The organism is Photobacterium sp. GB-56 (assembly GCF_003026105.1).
Lineage (GTDB): Bacteria > Pseudomonadota > Gammaproteobacteria > Enterobacterales > Vibrionaceae > Photobacterium.
On the sequence record NZ_PYNW01000007.1, the window covers coordinates 94,023 to 113,161 of the forward strand.

General features: G+C 42.1%; 21 protein-coding genes. 2 read left to right on the forward strand and 19 right to left on the reverse strand.

Annotated elements, in window-relative coordinates:
• Nucleotide 1: 1 nt before the first annotated feature.
• Together ectB and ectA are read right to left on the reverse strand one after the other, a co-directional pair.
• A complete protein-coding gene (ectB, locus tag C9J42_RS11740; RefSeq protein ID WP_107288061.1) occupies nucleotides 2-1,267 on the reverse strand; it encodes a diaminobutyrate--2-oxoglutarate transaminase in 1,266 nt (421 codons plus the stop codon).
• Nucleotides 1,268-1,277: 10 nt separating this feature from the next.
• Nucleotides 1,278-1,835 (reverse strand): diaminobutyrate acetyltransferase, encoded by a 558-nt coding sequence (ectA, locus tag C9J42_RS11745; RefSeq protein WP_107207404.1) that lies wholly within the window; start codon nucleotides 1,833-1,835, stop codon nucleotides 1,278-1,280.
• 548 nt (nucleotides 1,836-2,383) lie between these two features.
• Between ectA and C9J42_RS11750 the strand changes: the two genes are divergently transcribed.
• Nucleotides 2,384-2,749 (forward strand): STAS/SEC14 domain-containing protein, encoded by a 366-nt coding sequence (locus tag C9J42_RS11750; RefSeq protein ID WP_107207403.1) that lies wholly within the window; start codon nucleotides 2,384-2,386, stop codon nucleotides 2,747-2,749.
• Nucleotides 2,750-2,843: 94 nt separating this feature from the next.
• Here the strand turns inward: C9J42_RS11750 and C9J42_RS11755 are convergent, their stop codons facing one another.
• The 17 genes from C9J42_RS11755 to C9J42_RS11835 all read right to left on the reverse strand — a co-directional run bounded on the left by C9J42_RS11755 (nucleotide 2,844) and on the right by C9J42_RS11835 (nucleotide 18,425).
• Nucleotides 2,844-4,070 (reverse strand): beta-ketoacyl-ACP synthase, encoded by a 1,227-nt coding sequence (locus C9J42_RS11755; RefSeq protein ID WP_107207402.1) that lies wholly within the window; start codon nucleotides 4,068-4,070, stop codon nucleotides 2,844-2,846.
• Nucleotides 4,067-4,792 (reverse strand): 3-ketoacyl-ACP reductase FabG2, encoded by a 726-nt coding sequence (locus C9J42_RS11760; RefSeq protein WP_045152507.1) that lies wholly within the window; start codon nucleotides 4,790-4,792, stop codon nucleotides 4,067-4,069. Before C9J42_RS11760 ends, C9J42_RS11755 begins: the two co-directional genes overlap by 4 nt.
• The gene (locus tag C9J42_RS11765; RefSeq protein WP_107207400.1) at nucleotides 4,789-5,265 is read right to left on the reverse strand and encodes a hotdog family protein; all 477 of its coding nucleotides are present in this window, start codon (nucleotides 5,263-5,265) and stop codon (nucleotides 4,789-4,791) included. Before C9J42_RS11765 ends, C9J42_RS11760 begins: the two co-directional genes overlap by 4 nt.
• Nucleotides 5,258-6,472, reverse strand: a complete 1,215-nt coding sequence (locus tag C9J42_RS11770) for a beta-ketoacyl-[acyl-carrier-protein] synthase family protein (protein WP_107302028.1) — start codon at nucleotides 6,470-6,472, stop codon at nucleotides 5,258-5,260. The genes C9J42_RS11765 and C9J42_RS11770 overlap by 8 nt, the downstream gene beginning before the upstream one ends.
• A 40-nt stretch (nucleotides 6,473-6,512) precedes the next feature.
• The gene (locus C9J42_RS11775; protein WP_107288057.1) at nucleotides 6,513-7,118 is read right to left on the reverse strand and encodes a DUF3261 domain-containing protein; all 606 of its coding nucleotides are present in this window, start codon (nucleotides 7,116-7,118) and stop codon (nucleotides 6,513-6,515) included.
• 15 nt (nucleotides 7,119-7,133) lie between these two features.
• Nucleotides 7,134-9,497 (reverse strand): MMPL family transporter, encoded by a 2,364-nt coding sequence (locus C9J42_RS11780; protein WP_107261722.1) that lies wholly within the window; start codon nucleotides 9,495-9,497, stop codon nucleotides 7,134-7,136.
• The gene (locus C9J42_RS11785) at nucleotides 9,481-10,152 is read right to left on the reverse strand and encodes an outer membrane lipoprotein carrier protein LolA (protein ID WP_107207396.1); all 672 of its coding nucleotides are present in this window, start codon (nucleotides 10,150-10,152) and stop codon (nucleotides 9,481-9,483) included. Before C9J42_RS11785 ends, C9J42_RS11780 begins: the two co-directional genes overlap by 17 nt.
• Nucleotides 10,136-10,576, reverse strand: coding sequence for a thioesterase family protein (locus C9J42_RS11790; RefSeq protein ID WP_107302029.1), 441 nt, complete (start codon nucleotides 10,574-10,576; stop codon nucleotides 10,136-10,138). Before C9J42_RS11790 ends, C9J42_RS11785 begins: the two co-directional genes overlap by 17 nt.
• Before the next feature lie 122 nt (nucleotides 10,577-10,698).
• Nucleotides 10,699-12,258: a histidine ammonia-lyase gene (hutH, locus tag C9J42_RS11795; protein WP_107207394.1), complete on the reverse strand. Its 1,560-nt coding sequence runs from the start codon at nucleotides 12,256-12,258 to the stop codon at nucleotides 10,699-10,701.
• Nucleotides 12,245-13,936: a glycosyltransferase gene (locus tag C9J42_RS11800; protein ID WP_107302030.1), complete on the reverse strand. Its 1,692-nt coding sequence runs from the start codon at nucleotides 13,934-13,936 to the stop codon at nucleotides 12,245-12,247. The genes hutH and C9J42_RS11800 overlap by 14 nt, the downstream gene beginning before the upstream one ends.
• Nucleotides 13,929-14,303: a 3-hydroxyacyl-ACP dehydratase gene (locus tag C9J42_RS11805; protein WP_107261749.1), complete on the reverse strand. Its 375-nt coding sequence runs from the start codon at nucleotides 14,301-14,303 to the stop codon at nucleotides 13,929-13,931. The genes C9J42_RS11800 and C9J42_RS11805 overlap by 8 nt, the downstream gene beginning before the upstream one ends.
• Before the next feature lie 14 nt (nucleotides 14,304-14,317).
• Nucleotides 14,318-15,715, reverse strand: coding sequence for an AMP-binding protein (locus C9J42_RS11810; protein WP_107302031.1), 1,398 nt, complete (start codon nucleotides 15,713-15,715; stop codon nucleotides 14,318-14,320).
• A 60-nt stretch (nucleotides 15,716-15,775) separates the two neighbouring features.
• Nucleotides 15,776-16,339 carry a hypothetical protein gene (locus C9J42_RS11815; RefSeq protein WP_107246535.1) on the reverse strand — a complete coding sequence of 188 codons (564 nt, stop codon included), beginning with the start codon at nucleotides 16,337-16,339 and terminating at the stop codon, nucleotides 15,776-15,778.
• Nucleotides 16,340-16,342: 3 nt separating this feature from the next.
• Nucleotides 16,343-16,597, reverse strand: a complete 255-nt coding sequence (locus tag C9J42_RS11820) for an acyl carrier protein (protein WP_107302032.1) — start codon at nucleotides 16,595-16,597, stop codon at nucleotides 16,343-16,345.
• A gap of 15 nt (nucleotides 16,598-16,612) precedes the next feature.
• Nucleotides 16,613-16,873 (reverse strand): phosphopantetheine-binding protein, encoded by a 261-nt coding sequence (locus C9J42_RS11825; RefSeq protein ID WP_045148502.1) that lies wholly within the window; start codon nucleotides 16,871-16,873, stop codon nucleotides 16,613-16,615.
• Between the two features lie 5 nt (nucleotides 16,874-16,878).
• Nucleotides 16,879-17,697, reverse strand: a complete 819-nt coding sequence (locus C9J42_RS11830; protein ID WP_107246532.1) for a 1-acyl-sn-glycerol-3-phosphate acyltransferase — start codon at nucleotides 17,695-17,697, stop codon at nucleotides 16,879-16,881.
• Entirely contained in the window at nucleotides 17,694-18,425 is a 732-nt protein-coding gene (locus tag C9J42_RS11835) for a beta-ketoacyl synthase chain length factor (RefSeq protein ID WP_107261735.1), read from the reverse strand. The genes C9J42_RS11830 and C9J42_RS11835 overlap by 4 nt, the downstream gene beginning before the upstream one ends.
• Before the next feature lie 231 nt (nucleotides 18,426-18,656).
• On the opposite strand from C9J42_RS11835, the gene C9J42_RS11840 reads away from it, so the two are divergent.
• On the forward strand, nucleotides 18,657-19,055 hold the full coding sequence (locus C9J42_RS11840) for a hypothetical protein (protein ID WP_107246528.1): 399 nt from the start codon (nucleotides 18,657-18,659) through the stop codon (nucleotides 19,053-19,055).
• The last annotated feature ends 84 nt before the right edge of the window (nucleotides 19,056-19,139 follow it).

A 19,139-nucleotide genomic window follows, 5' to 3' on the forward strand; every position in this document is an offset into this window, starting at 1 on the left:
ATTACGATGCTTTTCTAAAGTTTTTAGCAACAACGTGCTCAACCGCATTTTCAAAAATCGCTAAGCCTTGCTCAAGCTCTGCCGTTGTAATGGTGAGTGGACTAAAGAACTTCACGACTTCATCATTAGGACCCGCGGTTTCAATCACTAATCCATTTTCAAAACAGGCTTTGGTGATTTGGCTAGACAGATCGCCATCATTACACTCAATACCAATCATCATACCTCGCCCCTTTCTTTGCACAAACATATCAGGATGGTCGTGTAGGCATTTATCAATGACGTTAGCAATAATGTTTGAGCATGTTGCAACGTGCTTTTCTAGTTGGTCATCAGCCCAATAGGTTTCGAGTGCTTTCGTTGCTGTAATGAATGCGTGATTGTTGCCACGGAATGTGCCGTTATGCTCACCTGGGTTCCAAATATCGAGCTCTGGTTTGAATAGCACGATTGCCATTGGTAAGCCGTAACCACCAATTGATTTAGAGAGGGTAACCATATCTGGTTTAATACCTGACGGCTCAAAGCTAAAGAAGGTACCAGTACGGCCACAGCCTGCTTGAATATCATCAACAATCAATAAAATATCATTTTGTTTACAGACTTTTTCTAATCGTTGTAACCACTGGTTAGACGCAACGTTTAAGCCGCCTTCGCCCTGTACTGTTTCAATCAAGACAGCGGCTGGCTTGTCCATACCTGCTGAATTATCCGCTAGCATAGTTTCAAACAATTTAAGGCCATCAATGTCCGCATAACCTTCAAATGGAATACGAGTAACATTGTTTAAACTTGTCCCTGCACCTTGACGGTGATGTTGATTGCCTGTTGCAGCTAGCGCTCCAGCTGTACAACCATGAAAACCATTGGTGAAAGCCACAATAGAGCTACGTTTTTTCACTTTACGCGCAAGTTTTAGTGCCGCTTCTACAGCGTTAGTACCCGTTGGGCCGGTAAATTGAGTAACGTAATTAAGTTGACGAGGAGCTAAAATATTGCGTTCTAATACTTCAAGGAAATTAGCCTTTGCTGTCGAGTGCATATCTAAACCATGAGTGATCCCATCTTGTTCGATATAGTCGAGCAAAGCCTGTTTTAAAGTAGGGTTATTATGGCCGTAGTTCAGTGATCCAGCACCGGCTAGAAAATCTAAGTAACGATCTCCTTGTTCGGTTTCAAGCCAACTCCCTTTTGCTTTAGTAAAAACGACGGGAAAACTGTTTGAGTAAGAACGAACTTTAGATTCCTGCTTCTTAAAAATATCCATGATATGGCCGTTATAATCCTTTCTGTTTAATTTGAATTAAAGGGATGCGATACAACAATTCCGTATCGTGCTTGCCTTTAAAATGTATATTCTTGTCTAAAAATGTACTGACTTCGCCATTGTTACCATTACGTGCATCAAGTTTATTAAATAACGCCCACGAAGCATTATTCTCTTCTGTAATGGTTGTTTCTATAGCGGTAATATTATTTAGAGAGTCTCGACTTAACAGGTTATCTAACATGGTAAAGGCGAGCCCTTTTCCTCGAAATTGAGGAGCAACGGCAACTTGCCATATAAATAAAGTATTTGGCTGATTAGGTTTTGGGTAACCAGAGATAAAACCTGCTATTTCACCACCATCATCTTTTGCTATAACACACGTATTACTAAAGTGAGTTGTTTGAAGAAAATTACAATAAGATGAATTGGTATCGAGAGGGGGACTGTTTGCGATCAACGTAAAAACGTCATCGCCATCATGAGCTGTTGGTGTTGAAAAAGTCCACTTTTGTATCTGGTCTTCACCTGTATCGGAAGTCATTACCGAAGGTGTTGATATGTCCATATTAAGAGTCTATTCCTTTGAGCTCTAAATAATTTGGTGGGTATTATTACCTATCAGGATGATAATTATCTGAATAAAAGTTGAATAATCGTAATTTATTTGAGCAAGATCTCGTTTACTGATGTACATAAATGAAAGTTAAGTGGTTAGAGCTCTAAATTGTTTTGGTTGTTAAAGTATTCACGAAGAACCGTTTTAAAGACTTAAAAGTAATATTATGCATCTTGTTTTCTATTATTCTGCTGTAACTAAGCTCGGCATGGTGTGACAGTTTGTGTCGTTATTTACTGATGGGGATATAAATAATAAATAGTGATTATACTTATGATGTTGATATTTATATGTCGCTGTGAGTGCATTTATATTGATATATATACCTTCAGGTATTTATTGAATATTTACTATTCTATTTAACGTTTATCGTTCTCTTGAATATACGATCTTTCTGAAATTTCATTTCCCTTAATTATGCTCTTTAATTACTGTCGTTTTCATTTAAAAAGCGCATAGTATTTTCATCATTTCTTGATGGATTAAGGAAACTTATAATGTTAACTATGATTAACTTAGATATTGATAATGCCGTGGCTTTTTCAATTGATGGCAAAGTGACTGAAGATGATATGAAACGTATTTTGTTTGATGCTCAGGCGAAGACAGAATTACACGGTAAAGTTGTTATCTTTGAGCAGATTGACAATTTTGATGGGATTGAATTTTCAGCATTGCTAGAAGAAGTGCGCTATTTGTTTCATGCGGGAATATCACATGTAGCAAAAGTGGCTGTTGTTGCAGAGAAAAAATGGATAGAAAAAATCGTAAAAGTGGAAGATAAGCTGTTTCGTAAAATAGACATTAAATTCTTCCTGCCAGAAGAAAAAGATCAGGCAATTACGTTTTTAAAACAGCAATAATACGATTGAAATTAACCATGCTTGAGAAGTGATAAAATGTTCAAGCATGGTTATTTATAATGGTATAGATACGGTATCGTTAGAGTATCTTAAGTTACATTCGCTTAAAGATAATGGAAGTGTTAATCCCGCCAAACGCAAAGTTGTTGCTCATAATATATTGGCAATCAAGGTTGCGACCTTCGCCACGAATGTAGTCTAAATCACCACATTCAGGATCAACGTTCTCAAGGTTAAGCGTTGGGCTGAACCAGCCGCCATGCATCATTTCTAAACTTAGCCACGCTTCAATCGCACCACAGGCCCCAAGGGTATGGCCTAAATAGCTTTTCAGAGAGCTAATTGGAGTGTTGTTGCCAAAGATACTCGCTGTTGCTTGGCTTTCTGCAATATCACCTTTTTCGGTTGCAGTACCATGTGCTGAAATGTAACTAATTTCACTTGGCGATAAATTTGCCTGTTGCAGTGCCATCTCCATACAAAGCTGCATGGTTTCTTTTTGTGGCTGTGTTACATGGGCGGCATCACAGTTACTCGCAAATCCTACCACTTCGGCATAGATCTTAGCGCCACGTGCAACGGCATGCTCGTATTCTTCTAACACTAATGTGCCAGCACCTTCACCAATTACCAAGCCATCACGATCCGTATCATAAGGTCGTGGTGTTGATTTTGGTTCATCGTTTTTAAGGCTCGTTGCAAACAGGGTATCAAATACCGCCGATTCTGTTGGGCAAAGCTCTTCTGCGCCACCAGCAACCATCACGGTTTGATAACCGTGTTTAATCGCTTCATAGGCGTAACCAATCGCTTGGCTTCCTGAAGTACATGCACTACTTGTGGGAATAACACGGCCACGTAATTCAAAAAATAAGCCGACATTGACAGCTGTTGTATGTGGCATCATTTGAACATAAGTTGTCGCGGTGATAGCACGGGTACTTTTCTCATTTAGCATTACACCAAATGCACTGATTGCAGGCGTACTACCGGTTGATGAGCCATAGGCAATACCCGTTTGACCGTTTGTCAGTACCTCATTGTTCAGTAACCCAGCTTGAGTCAGTGCATTTTCTGTCGCCAGTGTTGATAGTTTAGAAACACGCCCCATTGAACGGATTTTTTTACGGGTGTAATGCTTCGGTAATGTAAAATTTTCAATAGGAGCTGCAAGTTTGGTATTTAAGCCGTCATAAAGCTCATAATCTTGCATATAAATAGTGGCGTTTTCACAAGCACGAAGTTTAGGTTCGATATGTTCCCAATCGTTACCAAAGGCTGTTACACCCGACATACCAGTGACAACAACGCGACGACTCATACTAAACCTCCGTTTACCGAAATCACTTGGCGAGTCACATAGCCTGCAATATCAGACATTAAGTAACTCACCAGTCCTGCTACTTCTTCAGGCTCTCCCATACGACGAAGAGGCACTTGTGGGAGTGCGTGTTCTTTTACGTGCTCATCGACCATACCGGTATCAATCAGGCCGGGCGCGACACAGTTAACTGTAATTTTACGCTTAGCAAGCTCTAGCGCTAATGACTTAGTTGCGCCAATCACCCCCGCTTTTGCGGCACTGTAATTGGTTTGCCCTCGGTTACCGGTGATCCCTGAAACCGATGCTAAGGTTACAATACGGCCGCCTTTACGCTTTTGCACCATAGGCATTACGCAAGGGTGTAACACGTTGTAGAAGCTATCAAGGTTAGTATGGATCACGCCATCCCATTCTTGTTCTGTCATCGCAGGGAAGGCGGTATCTCGGGTGATCCCCGCGTTACTGACGACACCGTAATAAGCACCATGTTCGGCGATATCGGCTTCAAGCTGCTCGCGGCATTGCTGACGATCACTGATATCAAATTGAATAAGGCGACCTTGACCGCCAGCGTCAGTAATTGAGGCTAATGTTGCTTCAGCGCCTGGTTTATCACTCATGTAGTGAACGGCGATAGTGAAACCATCTTTAGCGAGCTGAATAGCAATTGCGCGACCGATACCCTTACTGGCACCTGTTACGAGTACGTGTTGAGTCATGCGTTTTTCCTATTATTGTTATCTAGTTGCATTTGTTCTAATTGTGATTTTGAGGGAACAAAGGCATTGAGTTGACTGCTTGCGACGATTTGCTGATGACAAATGATTTTGCAGTCAAAAACAGCCATACCGTTATTTTCCATAATTTGTTCGGCATGAATGTCTAAAATTTCGTGTTCTTGAAATGCACTACATTCACTGTGGTAGCGACGGCAACCGAGTAGAAAACCAATGGGGGCATCTTCACCTTTTTTCCATGCGTGGAAACCAGACCAACCTGCGACGGTTTGCGCCATAAACTCGATCCCAACATAAGCGGGGATCGACTGTGTTTCTGAATCAAAGTAGAGGCAATGGCGACTGATCGCGACACGACAATGAATATGTTTTTCGCCCACATCAATCAGATCATCAACAAGGATCATCGGTGCTTCATGGGGTAAAAGTTGATGTAATGGAGGGCAATTAGTCATCGGTACGTCCAATAATAAGGCTGATGTTGTTACCACCAAATGCAAATGAGTTACTTAACATGACAGGTTTAGTGAATGCCGTATCTGCTGGTGCTAATTGGATTGGCAGATCGTCTGCGACAACACCATCATTAATTTGTGTTGGTAGCGGTAAGTCGTAACGCAGTAAATGCCAGCAAATGGCCGCTTCAACTGCGCTTGCAGCACCTAGCGTGTGTCCTGTTAATGGTTTGGTTGAACTTACAGGGACTTGATTGCCAAAAACGCGTGCAATCGCTTTTGCTTCCATTGCATCATTTAACGGGGTTGCTGTTCCATGGGCGTTGATATAACCAATATCTTCAGGGGTAAGTTTGGCATCTCTAAGGGCTTTTCGCATTGCCATTTCTGCACCAGTACCTTCTGGGTGTGGTGCTGAAATATGGTGAGCATCAGAGCTATCACCGATACCGAGTAATGCAATATGAGGAGCGGGTTGGCGTTCATCAGGCGTGCGAGCTAGCAACATAAAAGCGGCACCTTCACCAATATTTATGCCGTTACGGTTATCACTAAAGGGGTTACATAAGGTGCTAGAGAGTGAATCTAAACCATGAAAACCGTTAAGCGTTAAACGACAGAGAGTATCTGCGCCACCGACAATAACAGCATCCACTACCCCAGCTTTTAACATACGCTTGGCAGATAAAAATACCCGCCCACTAGACGAGCAAGCGGTTGATAAGGTGTAACAAGGACCGGTTAACTGATAATAGTCAGCGATAAATTGCCCTGTATTAGAAGGCTCTTGCTGGTGGTAGTGATAGTCGGTTGGAAAATTTTGGGTGTTTTTTTGGCTGGTTAACGCTTGTTCACCATCGCTGATCCCTGAGGTGGTTGTTCCAACAATGACGGCAATACGATCATGACCATACTGGGTAATTGCGGCATGAATATCAGCTTCAATTTGCTGTAAGGCCGATAAAACTAAACGATTATTTTCCGTATTCTGATGCGGGAAAACGTTGTCATCAATGGTAGGTAATGGTGATGATACTTTACCTATGACAGTCTCAGAGCCGTCATTTAACCAGCCCTGAACTGGTTGCATATCAGGGCTCATTCCCTGACGTAAGCGTTGGTGGATAATGTCGTTACTACAGCCTAACGCTGAGTTAAACCCACACCCTCGAATATAGATTGGCTGTTTGTCGGCTATCTTTTGCATAGTGCTCGTATTCGGTTATTCAATGATGGCTGAGAGTTCGTTATTTTTGCGTCGATTGTAGTGTTTTAATGTCAATCGTATAGTGCTGTTGATGATGGGTGAAGATAATCTCACCTTTTAAAGGATTGGCATTTTTATAATCAATGTCCGCGATTATATCACCTTTACTATCAATTAGTTGTCGATGGTTTGGTGTTTGTTTTAATTGCCAACCTACTTGCTCTAATGGGGCTTGCCAAGCATTGATTGGCCACAGCGTGATCATGATATTAAATAATACTTGTTTGGGATCGGGTAATGTTGCTCCTAGCCCTGGCATCACGTACGTCTCAACTTTCTGATCTTGGTAATCTAAACTTAAAATACGTGTTCCCCACGAGGAAAAACCAGCTAAAGCGACACGTTTAGGATCAACTTGTAATTGGACGGGCAGTTGATGGCTTTTTTTATTCCATGTCGCAGTGATTAATTGGCTCGCCGTTAATGAGTAACCCAGTTGGGCAGGCGTCGGTAAGGTCACAAGCGTATTAGGTGCAATCTCAACTTGGTTTTGTTGCACCATTGGTTTACTCGCACATCCCACTAACATCAGGCTAGCTATTAATAAAGTAAGCATACTGGTTGTACGTTTTTTTCTGTTTTTCATCGCTCGTTGCCTTACTTATTTGGGTGTTTGTGGTGTTCTTACTCGAGTCATTGCCAGTGGCGCGAGTAGCCAAGCGATAATGATACCTGTTAACACCGTGATACCAAAGCTGTGGATGGCTTGGGTTTCACTCAGTGCTAATAAGCCAAACGATAAGACCGTTGTTAATGCTGACAAGGTGATCGCGAGCAATGTCGTGATCCCTTGTTGGTGTCCTGTGTTAGGTTTTAGTTCAGCAAAAAAGAGGCTGTAATCAATACCGATACCCAAAATTAATATCAAGGCTAATAGGTTGAACAAGTTAAGTGGGGTGCCTGTTAAGCTAGTGATCGCAATGCCTGCTATCCCTGCAATTAATGATGGCGCGATCATTTTTACCCCTTGCTTTATGCCATAACGCCATGCAAGTAACAGATAAATGGCAAAGCTTGCCGCAATCAGTAGCCATGTGACATGTTCTCTATATTGACCAAAGAGCGATGAAATTTCATCGGCTTTATTGAGATATGTTAACCCATTATCGTGTTGTGCTAACTCTGCTATGGTGTGCTGTTGCTTGATGTCGTGCAGTAAAATGACAGCGCTATATTTACTTACACCGTGCTGATCTTTGAGTGAACCTAACCACATGAAGCGAAGAGGGGCAGAAACAGATGAGGCGAGGAAGTGCGTCATCGTTAACGGTTCAAAGGTTGCTGAAAACGTAACAGGTTTCGCAAGGTTTAAGCGTTGACTTAGTATTGCACCTTGTTCCTGATAAAGCTGTTTGACTAGTGCGAAATTGGCTTTTTGTTGGTCAAGTGTGGGGATATATTGGCCAAGGCTTTGGTAGCTTTTTAATGCTCCTTGTTGAATTAATCCATCCAAGGTGTGATCGGTTGAGGCAATTTTATTAAGCAGCGCTTGTTCACTATCCGCTTTCACTAACAGCATTTGTTGACTACTACTTACTCCCGTAATCGCTTTAATGGTGGCTTCTTGTTGTTGTAATGAAGCTGGAAGCGCTTGTAGCTGGCGAATGTCATCGTTGTAGCTCGCTTTAGTTAAACCATAGAGGGCTAACAGTGCTAATAGGATCGGTGTTACCCAGCGAACACTCGGCTGTTGCCAAATATGTAGCCAGCGACCTAATACGCTAGCAAAGGGAATCGACCGAGGTGGGCTAGGTTTAGCGGCAAGGGTTGGATACCAACACACCACAGTGGCGTAGGCGGCAGTTAAACCAATGGCTGAGAATAAAGAGAGTTGCTGCAACCCTGGGAAAGGGGCGACCAACATACCCAAATAACCAATTAGGCTCGTAATTAAACCGAGCGTTATCGCGCTAAAGATATGTTTTAAGCCTTGCTGTGAATTCCAGTGCTTACCTGCGGCTAACCTGTCGGTGAGGTAATGAAAAGCATAATCAATCGATACCCCAATTAAACTTGCGCCAAACACCAAACTAAACAGATGCACTTTGCCAAAAATAGCCACGGTTGTGACAAAAGCGGCAACTAAACCACAGGTGATAGATAACAGGGCAAGGGCTAATGGCAAGGTGCTGCGATATACCGCGATCAGTAACACGATAATGCCCAGTAGTGAGCCTAATCCAATCGTACTGATTTCATCTTCAGCACTTTTTGTCCCGTGGGCGGCATAGAAAATCACGCCAGTTTGCTGAATATCTAATGCGGAACCTGCAAGTGAATACTTACTTTCTATTTGTTTTTCTAAGGCGTGTAACGCGGGAAGTTTATCTTGTAATTCAATGTTATAGGCTGAGCCAGCGAGATTAGCGGTAATTAACGCGTAATGCTTACCTTGATACTCCGTGGTGAGAAAACCTTGTTTGAGACTGAATTTTCCCGCTTTGGCAGTGAGATCGGTAAGGTATTCACGAAATAATAAGAATGGGTCGTTAGTAAGCTCTGTGCCTGTAATGCCAGAAAACGGGTTATACATGGCATTTAATACGTTTTGTGTTTGTTGCTCGGGATGTTCTCGCAGTCGCGTTTGTTGCTCTGGCGTGAGCAATTGAAAGCGTTTGGGGTAATACAGTTTGGCCCATGCTTGTTGCTGATCTTGACTGACTTTGGCATCAATATGGCTAAAGAGTTTTAGCGAAGGTAGTGCTTGGCTAAAATCGTTGGCAGCTTTAATCATGGTATCGCTGTTTTTACTGCCGACAACAAAGACGACTTTGTCGCTCATGCTGGTGGCGATATGATCAAACGCTTGTTGAGCAATAGGATCTTGGCGATTTTCAGGGAGCAGTGCCAAGATGTTCGTTTCGATAGGGAGCTGTTTACGCGCGGTAAGTTGGTAGCCAAGTGCGGCTACCAAAATCAACATAATCGCGAGCCATAAGCTGGCTAACTTAGAATTGGAAAACACGTTTTTCTTCTGATGTCAGAGTCGTTGGGGTGGTGGTTTGTTGGCTAAAGGTGATGAGGGTTTTATCTCCTCGAATTTCGTCTAGCTCTAGCTTATTAATAAACTGACCACCTTCAATTGAAATTTGACTAAAGACTTTATTTAACGGGGCTGCTTTAGGCGTAAGCACTAACTGCCATTGTTCATGGGTTTTACTGTCTTTTAAGGTTTTCAGTGATAAATCAAACTGCTCTTTAAGCTGTGAAGTATCGCCTTTAAACAGTGATAAGAATACGTGGCTAAAGTAAAATACCATTGGATTTTTACTGGCAGCCAGCACTTGTGCAGGTTGATTATCAAATTGTTGGCTGAGTTTATCTTGTGTTAGCACTAAAGAAACTGGCATAGGGGCTGTTTGATGCCACCATAATCCCTTTTTGGCTGATAAGAGAAACTGACCGCTAGAGATGAGTGGTTGATCAAACATGGCCATTTCACGTTGTTGGCTAAAATCACCGCGCACTAAAGGCTCTGAAGATAACTTTGTTTGTAATTGTTCTAGCGTTATTGCATGAGCTGAAATGCTGGTAAGTGCTAACATACACATAGTAAAGGATGCTTTTACCACGCGTTTTAAATGGGCACTAAAGCGAGAATGACTACACATTGTTGGCATGATATGCCTCCACTTTGTCGGTAAATATTTTAGGCGAAACAAAACACATTTCACGTTTGTCTATACTAACAGCCACTTGCATGGTGTATCCCTTCGTCATACGTGCGCCAGTTTCACCATCATAAATGACGTAATCAACCCGCAGACGATTTTCCCATTCAGTTAATGTTGCCGTCACTCGAATGGGGTGATCATAGGGAATCGCTTTTACGTACTTCACTCGGGTATCAATGATAGGCCAAACATAGCCAGATGCTTCCATTTCACGATAACTGTAGTGCAATTTGTTCATTAACTGATGACGTGCTTCTTCAAAATAGCGAAAGTAGTTACCGTGATAAATAACGCCCATTGGATCGGCATCTTGAAAGTTTGTGATGAGTGATAGCTCTGCACTAATCAATATCGGTTTACCTACTGTCATTTATTGATTTCCCAACACACATAAAATAAGAAAATATAAGTTATCAAGATGATAGTTTAAAAAACTATACTCACTCTGTATGTAGAGTGAGTATTTGGTTAATTTTTTACACGTGATAGAGGTTAGTAATACAACGCCCAGTGCTGCTGCTGAATCATATCAATGAACAGACGTAAATCATGTTCAAGCGGGCGATCTTCAATCACAGGTTCAAAGTGCTCTAACACGGATTGATTCATCTTTGTTAATGCAGGACTGAGGTGTGAAGCGTTAAGTTCATCATCACGTTTTCTCAGTTCAATGGCTTGGGTTGCTGCCAGTAACGAAGCGGCAGTCACCTGCTCTGTTAACTGTAATACACGTAAACAGTCGCGTGATGCAATGGTTCCCATACTGACTTTATCTTGGTTATGACACTCCGTTGAGCGAGAGAAAACACTGGCTGGCATGGTGTGTTTTAATGCTTCTGCGGTCCATGCTGAAATCCCAATTTGCACGGCTTTAAAGCCATGGTTGATCGGCTTACGTTCACCAACGGCACCGGTTAAGTTAAAGGGTAAGCCATTATTAAACTTATAATCCATTAACTGAGCCATTTGACGATCGAGTAGATCGGCAATATTAGCGACGGCTGTTTTTAGCGTATCCATTGCCATCGCAATATGACCGCCATAGAAGTGACCGCCATGCAGAACACGCTCGTTATCACCGTCAATAATTGGGTTATCGTTGGCACTGTTGAGTTCGTTTTCAATCATTTGGCGTAGCCAAGGCAGGCTGTCTTGTAAAACCCCAATAACATGGGGCGCACAACGGAGAGAGTAGCGATCTTGTAAGCGATCACTGTTACGAGGTGGACGTTCAGCTTGCAGATCAGAGCGTAACCAACTTGCGATTTGTTGTTGCCCCGGGTGAGGTTTTACCGCAAACAGTGCCTCATCAAAGTGGAAATCATTACCTTGCATGGCGACAGAAACCATCGCGGTGATTTTGGTTGCCATTTGCGCAAGATATTCGGCGCGTTTGTAGGCGAGGCAGGCCAATGCGGTCATCACAGATGTGCCATTCATTAACGCTAACCCTTCTTTAGGGCGTAATTGGATTGGCGAAATGCCAAGCTCTGCAAACACTTCAGCGGTGGGGCGAATTTCACCTTTGTAGATAACATCACGCTCACCAATTAAGGTCGCTGCAACATAAGACAATGGTGTTAAGTCGCCACTGGCACCCACAGAGCCTTCTTCTGGAATACGTGGCACGATGTCATGATTAATCAGCGTGACTAACTGGTTGAGCAACTCATGACTCACGCCTGAAACGCCTTGTGACAGAGAACATAAACGTGTGGCAAGGACTGCGCGAGCTTGAGGTTGCTGTAGCACTTCACCTAAACCACAACCATGAAAGCGTGTAAGGTGCAGTGGCAATTCGTCAACCAGTTTAGGTGGGATCGCCACAGTACAAGAGTCGCCATAGCCTGTGGTTACACCATAAATGACGCCTTCATCTTTCAATAAGCGTTCAAGAAATGCCACGCCACGATCAATTTTTTCATTAAATGCAGTGTCGTTGTTCATTTCTGCATGAGCACCATTGGCAATCGCGCAAACATCTTCAATTGTGAGGCGTTCAGCACCAAACTTAATGGTTTGTTGAGTTGTTGTTGAATTAGTCGTTGTCATTGTTTTTTCCACTAAGCTGCCAAAAATTAAAAAAGTTATACCACTGCAATGGGGCTTGAATTGTGTAAGATTCTAGCCGTGATGCATAGTCTTGAACTGTTTGTTGTAATGCCGTTTCTCGTGTTTTACGAGGTAAGATCAAAGCATCGCTGAAGGGTTCGAAGTAAATATCAAAATGGGGATCTGCTTGGCTGTCATCACGTAAACCAAAGAGTAAATAAACGGGCGCTTTCATGACCGAAGCCAGAATAAACGGGCCTTGTGGAAACGGGGCGGGTTTACCTAAGAAATCGGCCCATACCACACGTTGCTCTTTGGTGACCGACGTTCTATCACCGACAATCACCACCCATTCGCCTTGCTCAATTTTTTGCTGCAACATGATGGCAGTACTTGCGCTGAGCTCATTGACTTGAATAAGGTTCAGATCGGAATCAGGGTTAATGGCTTTTAATACCGCATTAAAGCGCTCTGCGTGTTCGGTAAAGACCAAAGCATTAACTTTTATATCGGGATGACGAGAACTTAACGCACGACAAAGTTCTAGATTTCCAAGGTGAGAGCCTAAAATGATGGCCCCTTGTTTTCGCTTGGCGAGATCATCAAAATGTTCACTACCATGAATGGTTAAGTGTTGCTCTGAGTAATCTCCTTTCCATGCCACAAGTTTGTCGAGCATGGTATGACCAAATGATAATAAATGATCATAGCTGTTGAGTTTTTTCGGCAAGGAAAGCTGATTCTCACTGGCGTAATGTTCAAGTTGCTCTAGATAATCTTCAGATGCTTTACGAGCCGCTTTCCCCGTTAAGTAGTAATAGCCCATCACAGCTTTTAAGATCAGATTAAATGCTTTTCGCCCGAGCAGAGAATACACCGCAAGTAATGTCTTAATCCCTACAATGGTGCCGCGCTCGGCATGGGATGACCAATGTTGTTGATCGGATGATTTGCGTTTAATTAGTTTAGGAATACGTGGCAACATGCCAAAAAATAGCTTGGTATGCATCCAACTAATTTTGACGTTATCCCACAATGCATCAAAGTGAGAGATGCCATCTTTTGGATAAATAACTTTGGTATCAATAAAACGAATATCGCCGTTATCCCAGTAAAAACGCACCATGATTTCAGTATCAAAATCCATTCTTAAACCAAGCTTGTTGTGATTAATCACATTCATCACGGCATCGATAGGGTATGAGCGAAAACCACACATACTGTCTTTGATAGCAAACGAAAGGGTTTCAATCCAGACCCAAATATGGGTGGCATAACGGCCATAGAGTCGCGATTTAGGGATTGATTCATCGTAGATCGGTTGGCCTGAAATCAGTGAATCAGGATAGTTTTTTGATTCATTGATCAGCTTAGGTAACGCAGATAAATCGTGCTGACCATCGGCATCAATTTGAATTGCATGGGTAAAGCCAAGTGCTTGTGCCTGTTTTATGCCAGCGATAACTGCCCCCCCTTTACCTTGGTTTTGCGGCAAAGTAACAATGTTGATATTGGGGCGTTTGGCTTGTTCCGATAAAATTTTACGGGTGGCTAATTCACTACCGTCATCAACAATGACAATGGGATAACCATAATTAATCAACCCATTTACAACGGCAGGCACCGTTGCGCCATGGTTATAGCAAGGGATCAGAAAACAGGGCTTAAATTCACACATGTTGACGACCTAGCTTAATTTTACCTGATGAATGTTTATGTAGCGTGTTACTAGCATCGATTGAGGTATAGCTAAAATGCAGTTTTTGCTGATCGTCACGCCATTCAAGTGTGAGCGTGATGGTGCTATCTGGCAAGATTGGCTCTTGGAATTTAATCACATCCATACCGTTAAATAAGGTCGGCATATCAGAAAAGCATTGCTTGGCAAAATGTACTGCCCAGTCAATTTGGCTCACACCGGGTAATAACGGAAAAGTTGGGAAGTGCCCTTGAAAATCAGAGAGTTGATTGTCAGGGCGCAAGGTGATCTCGGCCTTATAACCATCAATATGTTGAGCGAGTAATGTGGGAGTTCTATTGGTCATCATTATTATGCTTACTATGTCGAGGCGTCATCAGTAAATAACGATTCTAGATCGCTAACTAAACGCTTTCCTTGCGTATTTAAAGGAATGCTATCAACAAGGCGATAGCTGCGTGGAATACCAACTGGCTCAATCCATTGGCGAAGTTGTTGGCGCAGGAACAACCAAAATTTCCCTTTTCCACGTTGCTGAATGTCTTTTTTTCCTTCACTTGAGAGTGTAATCACTGCGCCTAAAATAAGACGATTATTTTGCTCTAAGGGTAATACTGCGGCTTCTTCAATCCATGGTAACGAACACAGGCGCTGCTCAACATCGGTTAACGAAATACGTTTTTCTTCTATTTTAATAATGCGGTCGGTACGACCTTTTAAAATGAAATGATCGTTATCGATTAGTTCACAATGATCACTGGTTTGATACCACCGTTCTTGATCAATAAACGGCGATAAGATCTTAAGGCATTGCTCTGCATTCAGTGCGATGTCAATGACAGGGAAGCGTTGCCACGGCGTCGAAGCATCATGTTGCTGACGATAAGCAATCCCTCCGGTTTCCGTACTACCAAAGACTTCAAAAGGTAACTGGTTAAATAGTGTTTGGCATTGTTGAGCTGCCGCTAAGGGTAGCGGCCCACCAGAAGAGAAAATGGCGCGATAGTGTTGTGTTTTTTCCTCATTATCAAGGCGTTTTAGCAACGCAGGGCTGCTAATGAGCACACAATCATCACTGGCTTGTGCCATTACCTGCTCTGGGTAGATCAAATCAAAACGACTGAAACTACGATCGCAGCACAGCGGCCATAAAATACGAAACAATAAGCCATAGATATGTTGATGTGAAACGGTACTCACAATCGTGGTTTGCGCTAATTGTTGTCCCCATAGCATTTCTAACTGGGCAATTTCGTTATTTAATAATGCGAGGTTTTTAAGAATGGCTTTAGGTTTTCCGCTAGAGCCAGACGTAAATAGCGTCAGTTGAATATCAGCGAGCGTTAGTGGTTCAAATACAATAGGAACATTGAGTGAGGACTGCCAGCTTATAGTATTCAGCTTAAGGCTAATACACGATGCTGGGCATTGAATATTGTTATCGTGGAGTAAGCCATCAAAATGGTGACTAAGCTCTGCAAGTGCTGCTGGCTGGTGATTACCTGGTAACACCATGTGCTGTTTACTGTGGGCTAATGCCATAAAAGCAACAGCAAAGAAGTAGCTATCTTCACAACATATTGCCCATTGTTGTTGTTCATAGCTGTTTAGTTTTTCACTCAGCAAAGCAACATCATTGTGAAACTGCTGCCATGATTGATGACCTGATGGATCGACAGACACCGGAGATTGGCGATCAGACTGCTGCATTAATTGAGATAACGGAATCATTGTTGTCGGCAGTATTAATGGTTTCATGGTAATTCCGGTGTTGAAGGTAGAACAAGTAGAGAGGAGCAATAATTAGAGATTGATTTCTCACTGTGATTTACGTTGAACAAATTGTCGTACAACCCATTCAATCGCAAACAGACTGCCCGCAAGAAGGTAGCTGATCAAACCGTTGTATAACGTCCATATTTGCAGTGGAAGAAAACAGGTCGTCAGTGCGATTGAACCATTAACAATGAAAAATACACACCATACTTTAGTGACATTGCGGGTATAGCGAACGCCATCTGGTGGTAAATCTGGCTCTTGCAGTCGTGCTAGTCGTTCAATGAGACTCTGTTTTTGCCATAAACTGGCACTAAACAGCCCAAGCATAAGAATATTGACGATCACTGGGTAATAAAGAAACCAGCCATGTTCACGAAAAATGCTGCCGAGTAAAGCGAGGATTAATCCCGCACCACCGCTGAGCCATGCAATATACTTAAGTTCACGAAGCTGAGTCTGCTTCGCCGCGATAATGCGGAGTAAAAACAATACTGCCAGTAACCCAGCAACCACCCCTAACCCCCAACGGCTTAAACCATAGTAAACCGCAAGGGGGTAGGCGAGTAACGCTAATGCTGACACACCTGTCAGCAAACGCATCATCAATTATTCCTCAATAAGCTCGATCACTGCATCAACCACATCATCAACGGTACGGACAGTTTTGAACTCTTCAGGTTTGATTTTCTTACCTGTAATGTTTTGTAAATGAACGACTAAATCAACGGCATCAATACTGTCTAAATCAAGTTCAGTGTATAGATTGGTTTGCGGTTGAATGTCATCTGCATCAAGCTCAAACAGTTCCACAAGAACATTTTTCACTTGGTCAAAAATTTGGTTACGATTCGCTTCTGTCATTTTTTTTACGCTATTTTATGAGTTTTTATTATTAGAAATATAGTTTGCTAAGTTAGCAACTGATGCAAAATGTTCACGAGTATTGGTGTCATCTGCATCAATAACAATATTGTATTTTTTCTTAATCGCTAAACCCAATTCCAGCGCATCAATAGAATCTAAACCTAGGCCATCATTAAATAGCGGGGCATCTGTTTCAATATCATCAATGGTGATGTCTTCAAGGTTTAATGCATCAATGATGAGTGTTTTTAATTCGTTATGTAGTTGTTCCATAGTACCTACTTGTGATTGTTATCATGATGCTGAACAGTGTGTTGAGCAGGAAAAAGAGCATCATCAAGATAACGGTTGAGCTTACGTGCTGCTGTTGTGGCGGAATCACTACTTTCAAGAAATGATCCAACCGCTATTTTATCCTTTACTTCGACTAAGAAGAAAGGCTTGCTGTCGGGAACGCGATACCACTTTTTTTCTTTGGTTAAAAAGCTAGGTTCAACCGTGATATGAATAACACGGAGATCCGACGCTGTGCGAACTGCTATTTGTGCAGCCCCACGTTGTAATTTTGATTTTTTCCCCGGCGTAGTACGGGTACCTTCAGGAAAAACTAATAAGACATTACCGCTACCTAATCGTTCACTACAGTCATCGAGCAAACTTTCTGGATCTCTATTGGGAATATAGCCAGCGGCTTTAACAATGCCTTTCATAAATGGATTATGCCAAATAGCCGCTTTTACCAAACAGTCGCACTGAGGAAGTCGAGAAGCGATCAGAACATAATCAATTAAACTGGGATGATTGGCCACAATAAGGCAATTTCTATCGTTCTCTAATAATTCTGTGTTTTCAAAGCGGTAATCAATCGTGCCGCAAAAACGCATGGTGCGACAGAAAAAATCAAACGATTGTTGAATAATTTTCTGTATTTTAAATTCGCGCTGTTGGGTATTTTTTGCCGTTCGCGTCATTAACGGGAAAATAATGAAGGTTAAGGTAAGTGCGCCAACACCAAATAAACTAAAGCAAAATCCGGTTGCAACAATACGCCAATATTTATTCAGCTGTTGTGACAGAGTGAGTCTTGATGCTGTCACTTGTTTCGTACCCAATGCCAGTGGTTACGTTGATCTGACAGGTTAAACGCTTCGTTATCTAAAGCGAGATGTTTAATGACATCTAATGTTTGTGGATATCCCATAGCGACTTCCTTGCTGCTTCTGTCTGTTTCATTCCACTGTAGCGTGTAGCCATTACCTGCAGATAAGATAGCACTGAATGCATAACCTTGATGAGGTTGGGTTTCAAATTCTTGATATTGTTCAGGTAATGGTTCATCAAAATCGACTAATAAAACCTGGTGGTCTGGATTTTCGCTTAGATAACACGCCGCTTCGATGAGTGCAGAGTGAAGCGTGTGCTCTGCTGCCGATAACGATGTCACAGGGATTGGCTGTTTAGTGATGATGGTATAAAGCCCTGCTGCTGTATTGTGAACCGATTGCGAGAAGGCGATGGGGGATGCATCGTCACCCTCAATGATCGATTCAACTAAATTAACAGTGCGGTGTAATTCACCATGACGGCTTGAGAAAATAATGTAATCAATCTGCTGTTGTTCTGAGATATGCAAAGCTGTTTGTAACGCCAATTTGGTTAAATTACTCATACGGCGTCGCATCATCGGCGGTATTTTATCAAACACGATAGGCTCTGGTGCTTGAGGCCAGTCTTGGGTTATTGCCCATTGCTGCCACTCAGCGAGAGATGACAAGCCGAGTGAGCGAGCTTCCCACTGGTTGATTGTAAAGTGCACAGAGTTCATGGTTAACCGTTTGCAATAAATATCGTGTTCTAATGAATGTGGCTTATGATAATAAAGTCTACCTGTGATTGAAAAACATATTTGTGTTGTTTATGGCATCTACCATGAAAAATATTATGTAATGTTTTCAAGGTGTCATTCATTCCAAAATGGAATGTCTATCTTGTTTGCTGCTATCAATCTAGATGATAATCTTTATTGACGATTAATTAAAACCATGACGAGCGTTAAATGAAAAAGACCCTAGTTAGTATAATGGCGAGTTTGCTGATTGTAGGTTGTACCAGCAAACCTGTCATGAATTTAAACGATGTCTATGTGCCGAGCACTGTCACTGGGCAACAACATTCTATTGATGATGTGCAAAAAGCGATATTAACCGCAGCAGAGCAACGAGGATGGAGCGCTCGAGTAATAAAACCTGGCTTGATTGTGGCAACCCTTTCTGTTCGAACTCATACCGCAACGGTCGACATTTCGTATTCAACATTAAGTTACAGTATTGATTATAAAAATAGTCAAAATTTGGATTATGACGGCACAGATATTCACCGCAATTACAATAACTGGGTGATGAAATTATCTCGTTCTATCCAACAACAACTTGGTGTAACTATTCAGAACTATTAATAAAATTATCGTAATAAGTGCATAGCGAATGATATTAACTAATGACTGATAATTTGTTTTAAAACAATAAGAGTGAGTAAAGGG

Excerpts from the sequence above, each read along its gene's own strand:
- hutH (WP_107207394.1), bottom strand. The coding sequence starts at position 12,258 with ATGACAACGACTAATTCAACAACAACTCAACAAACCATTAAGTTTGGT.
- C9J42_RS11825 (WP_045148502.1), bottom strand. The coding sequence starts at position 16,873 with ATGGAACAACTACATAACGAATTAAAAACACTCATCATTGATGCATTA.
- C9J42_RS11760 (WP_045152507.1), bottom strand. The coding sequence starts at position 4,792 with ATGACTCAACACGTACTCGTAACAGGTGCCAGTAAGGGTATCGGTCGC.
- C9J42_RS11820 (WP_107302032.1), bottom strand. The coding sequence starts at position 16,597 with ATGACAGAAGCGAATCGTAACCAAATTTTTGACCAAGTGAAAAATGTT.
- C9J42_RS11785 (WP_107207396.1), bottom strand. The coding sequence starts at position 10,152 with ATGCCAACAATGTGTAGTCATTCTCGCTTTAGTGCCCATTTAAAACGC.
- C9J42_RS11835 (WP_107261735.1), bottom strand. The coding sequence starts at position 18,425 with ATGAACTCTGTGCACTTTACAATCAACCAGTGGGAAGCTCGCTCACTC.
- C9J42_RS11770 (WP_107302028.1), bottom strand. The coding sequence starts at position 6,472 with ATGCAAAAGATAGCCGACAAACAGCCAATCTATATTCGAGGGTGTGGG.
- ectB (WP_107288061.1), bottom strand. The coding sequence starts at position 1,267 with ATGGATATTTTTAAGAAGCAGGAATCTAAAGTTCGTTCTTACTCAAAC.
- ectA (WP_107207404.1), bottom strand. The coding sequence starts at position 1,835 with ATGGACATATCAACACCTTCGGTAATGACTTCCGATACAGGTGAAGAC.
- C9J42_RS11775 (WP_107288057.1), bottom strand. The coding sequence starts at position 7,118 with ATGAAAAACAGAAAAAAACGTACAACCAGTATGCTTACTTTATTAATA.
- C9J42_RS11805 (WP_107261749.1), bottom strand. The coding sequence starts at position 14,303 with ATGACCAATAGAACTCCCACATTACTCGCTCAACATATTGATGGTTAT.
- C9J42_RS11750 (WP_107207403.1), top strand. The coding sequence starts at position 2,384 with ATGTTAACTATGATTAACTTAGATATTGATAATGCCGTGGCTTTTTCA.
- C9J42_RS11765 (WP_107207400.1), bottom strand. The coding sequence starts at position 5,265 with ATGACTAATTGCCCTCCATTACATCAACTTTTACCCCATGAAGCACCG.
- C9J42_RS11810 (WP_107302031.1), bottom strand. The coding sequence starts at position 15,715 with ATGAAACCATTAATACTGCCGACAACAATGATTCCGTTATCTCAATTA.
- C9J42_RS11755 (WP_107207402.1), bottom strand. The coding sequence starts at position 4,070 with ATGAGTCGTCGCGTTGTTGTCACTGGTATGTCGGGTGTAACAGCCTTT.
- C9J42_RS11800 (WP_107302030.1), bottom strand. The coding sequence starts at position 13,936 with ATGTGTGAATTTAAGCCCTGTTTTCTGATCCCTTGCTATAACCATGGC.
- C9J42_RS11840 (WP_107246528.1), top strand. The coding sequence starts at position 18,657 with ATGAAAAAGACCCTAGTTAGTATAATGGCGAGTTTGCTGATTGTAGGT.
- C9J42_RS11815 (WP_107246535.1), bottom strand. The coding sequence starts at position 16,339 with ATGATGCGTTTGCTGACAGGTGTGTCAGCATTAGCGTTACTCGCCTAC.
- C9J42_RS11790 (WP_107302029.1), bottom strand. The coding sequence starts at position 10,576 with ATGACAGTAGGTAAACCGATATTGATTAGTGCAGAGCTATCACTCATC.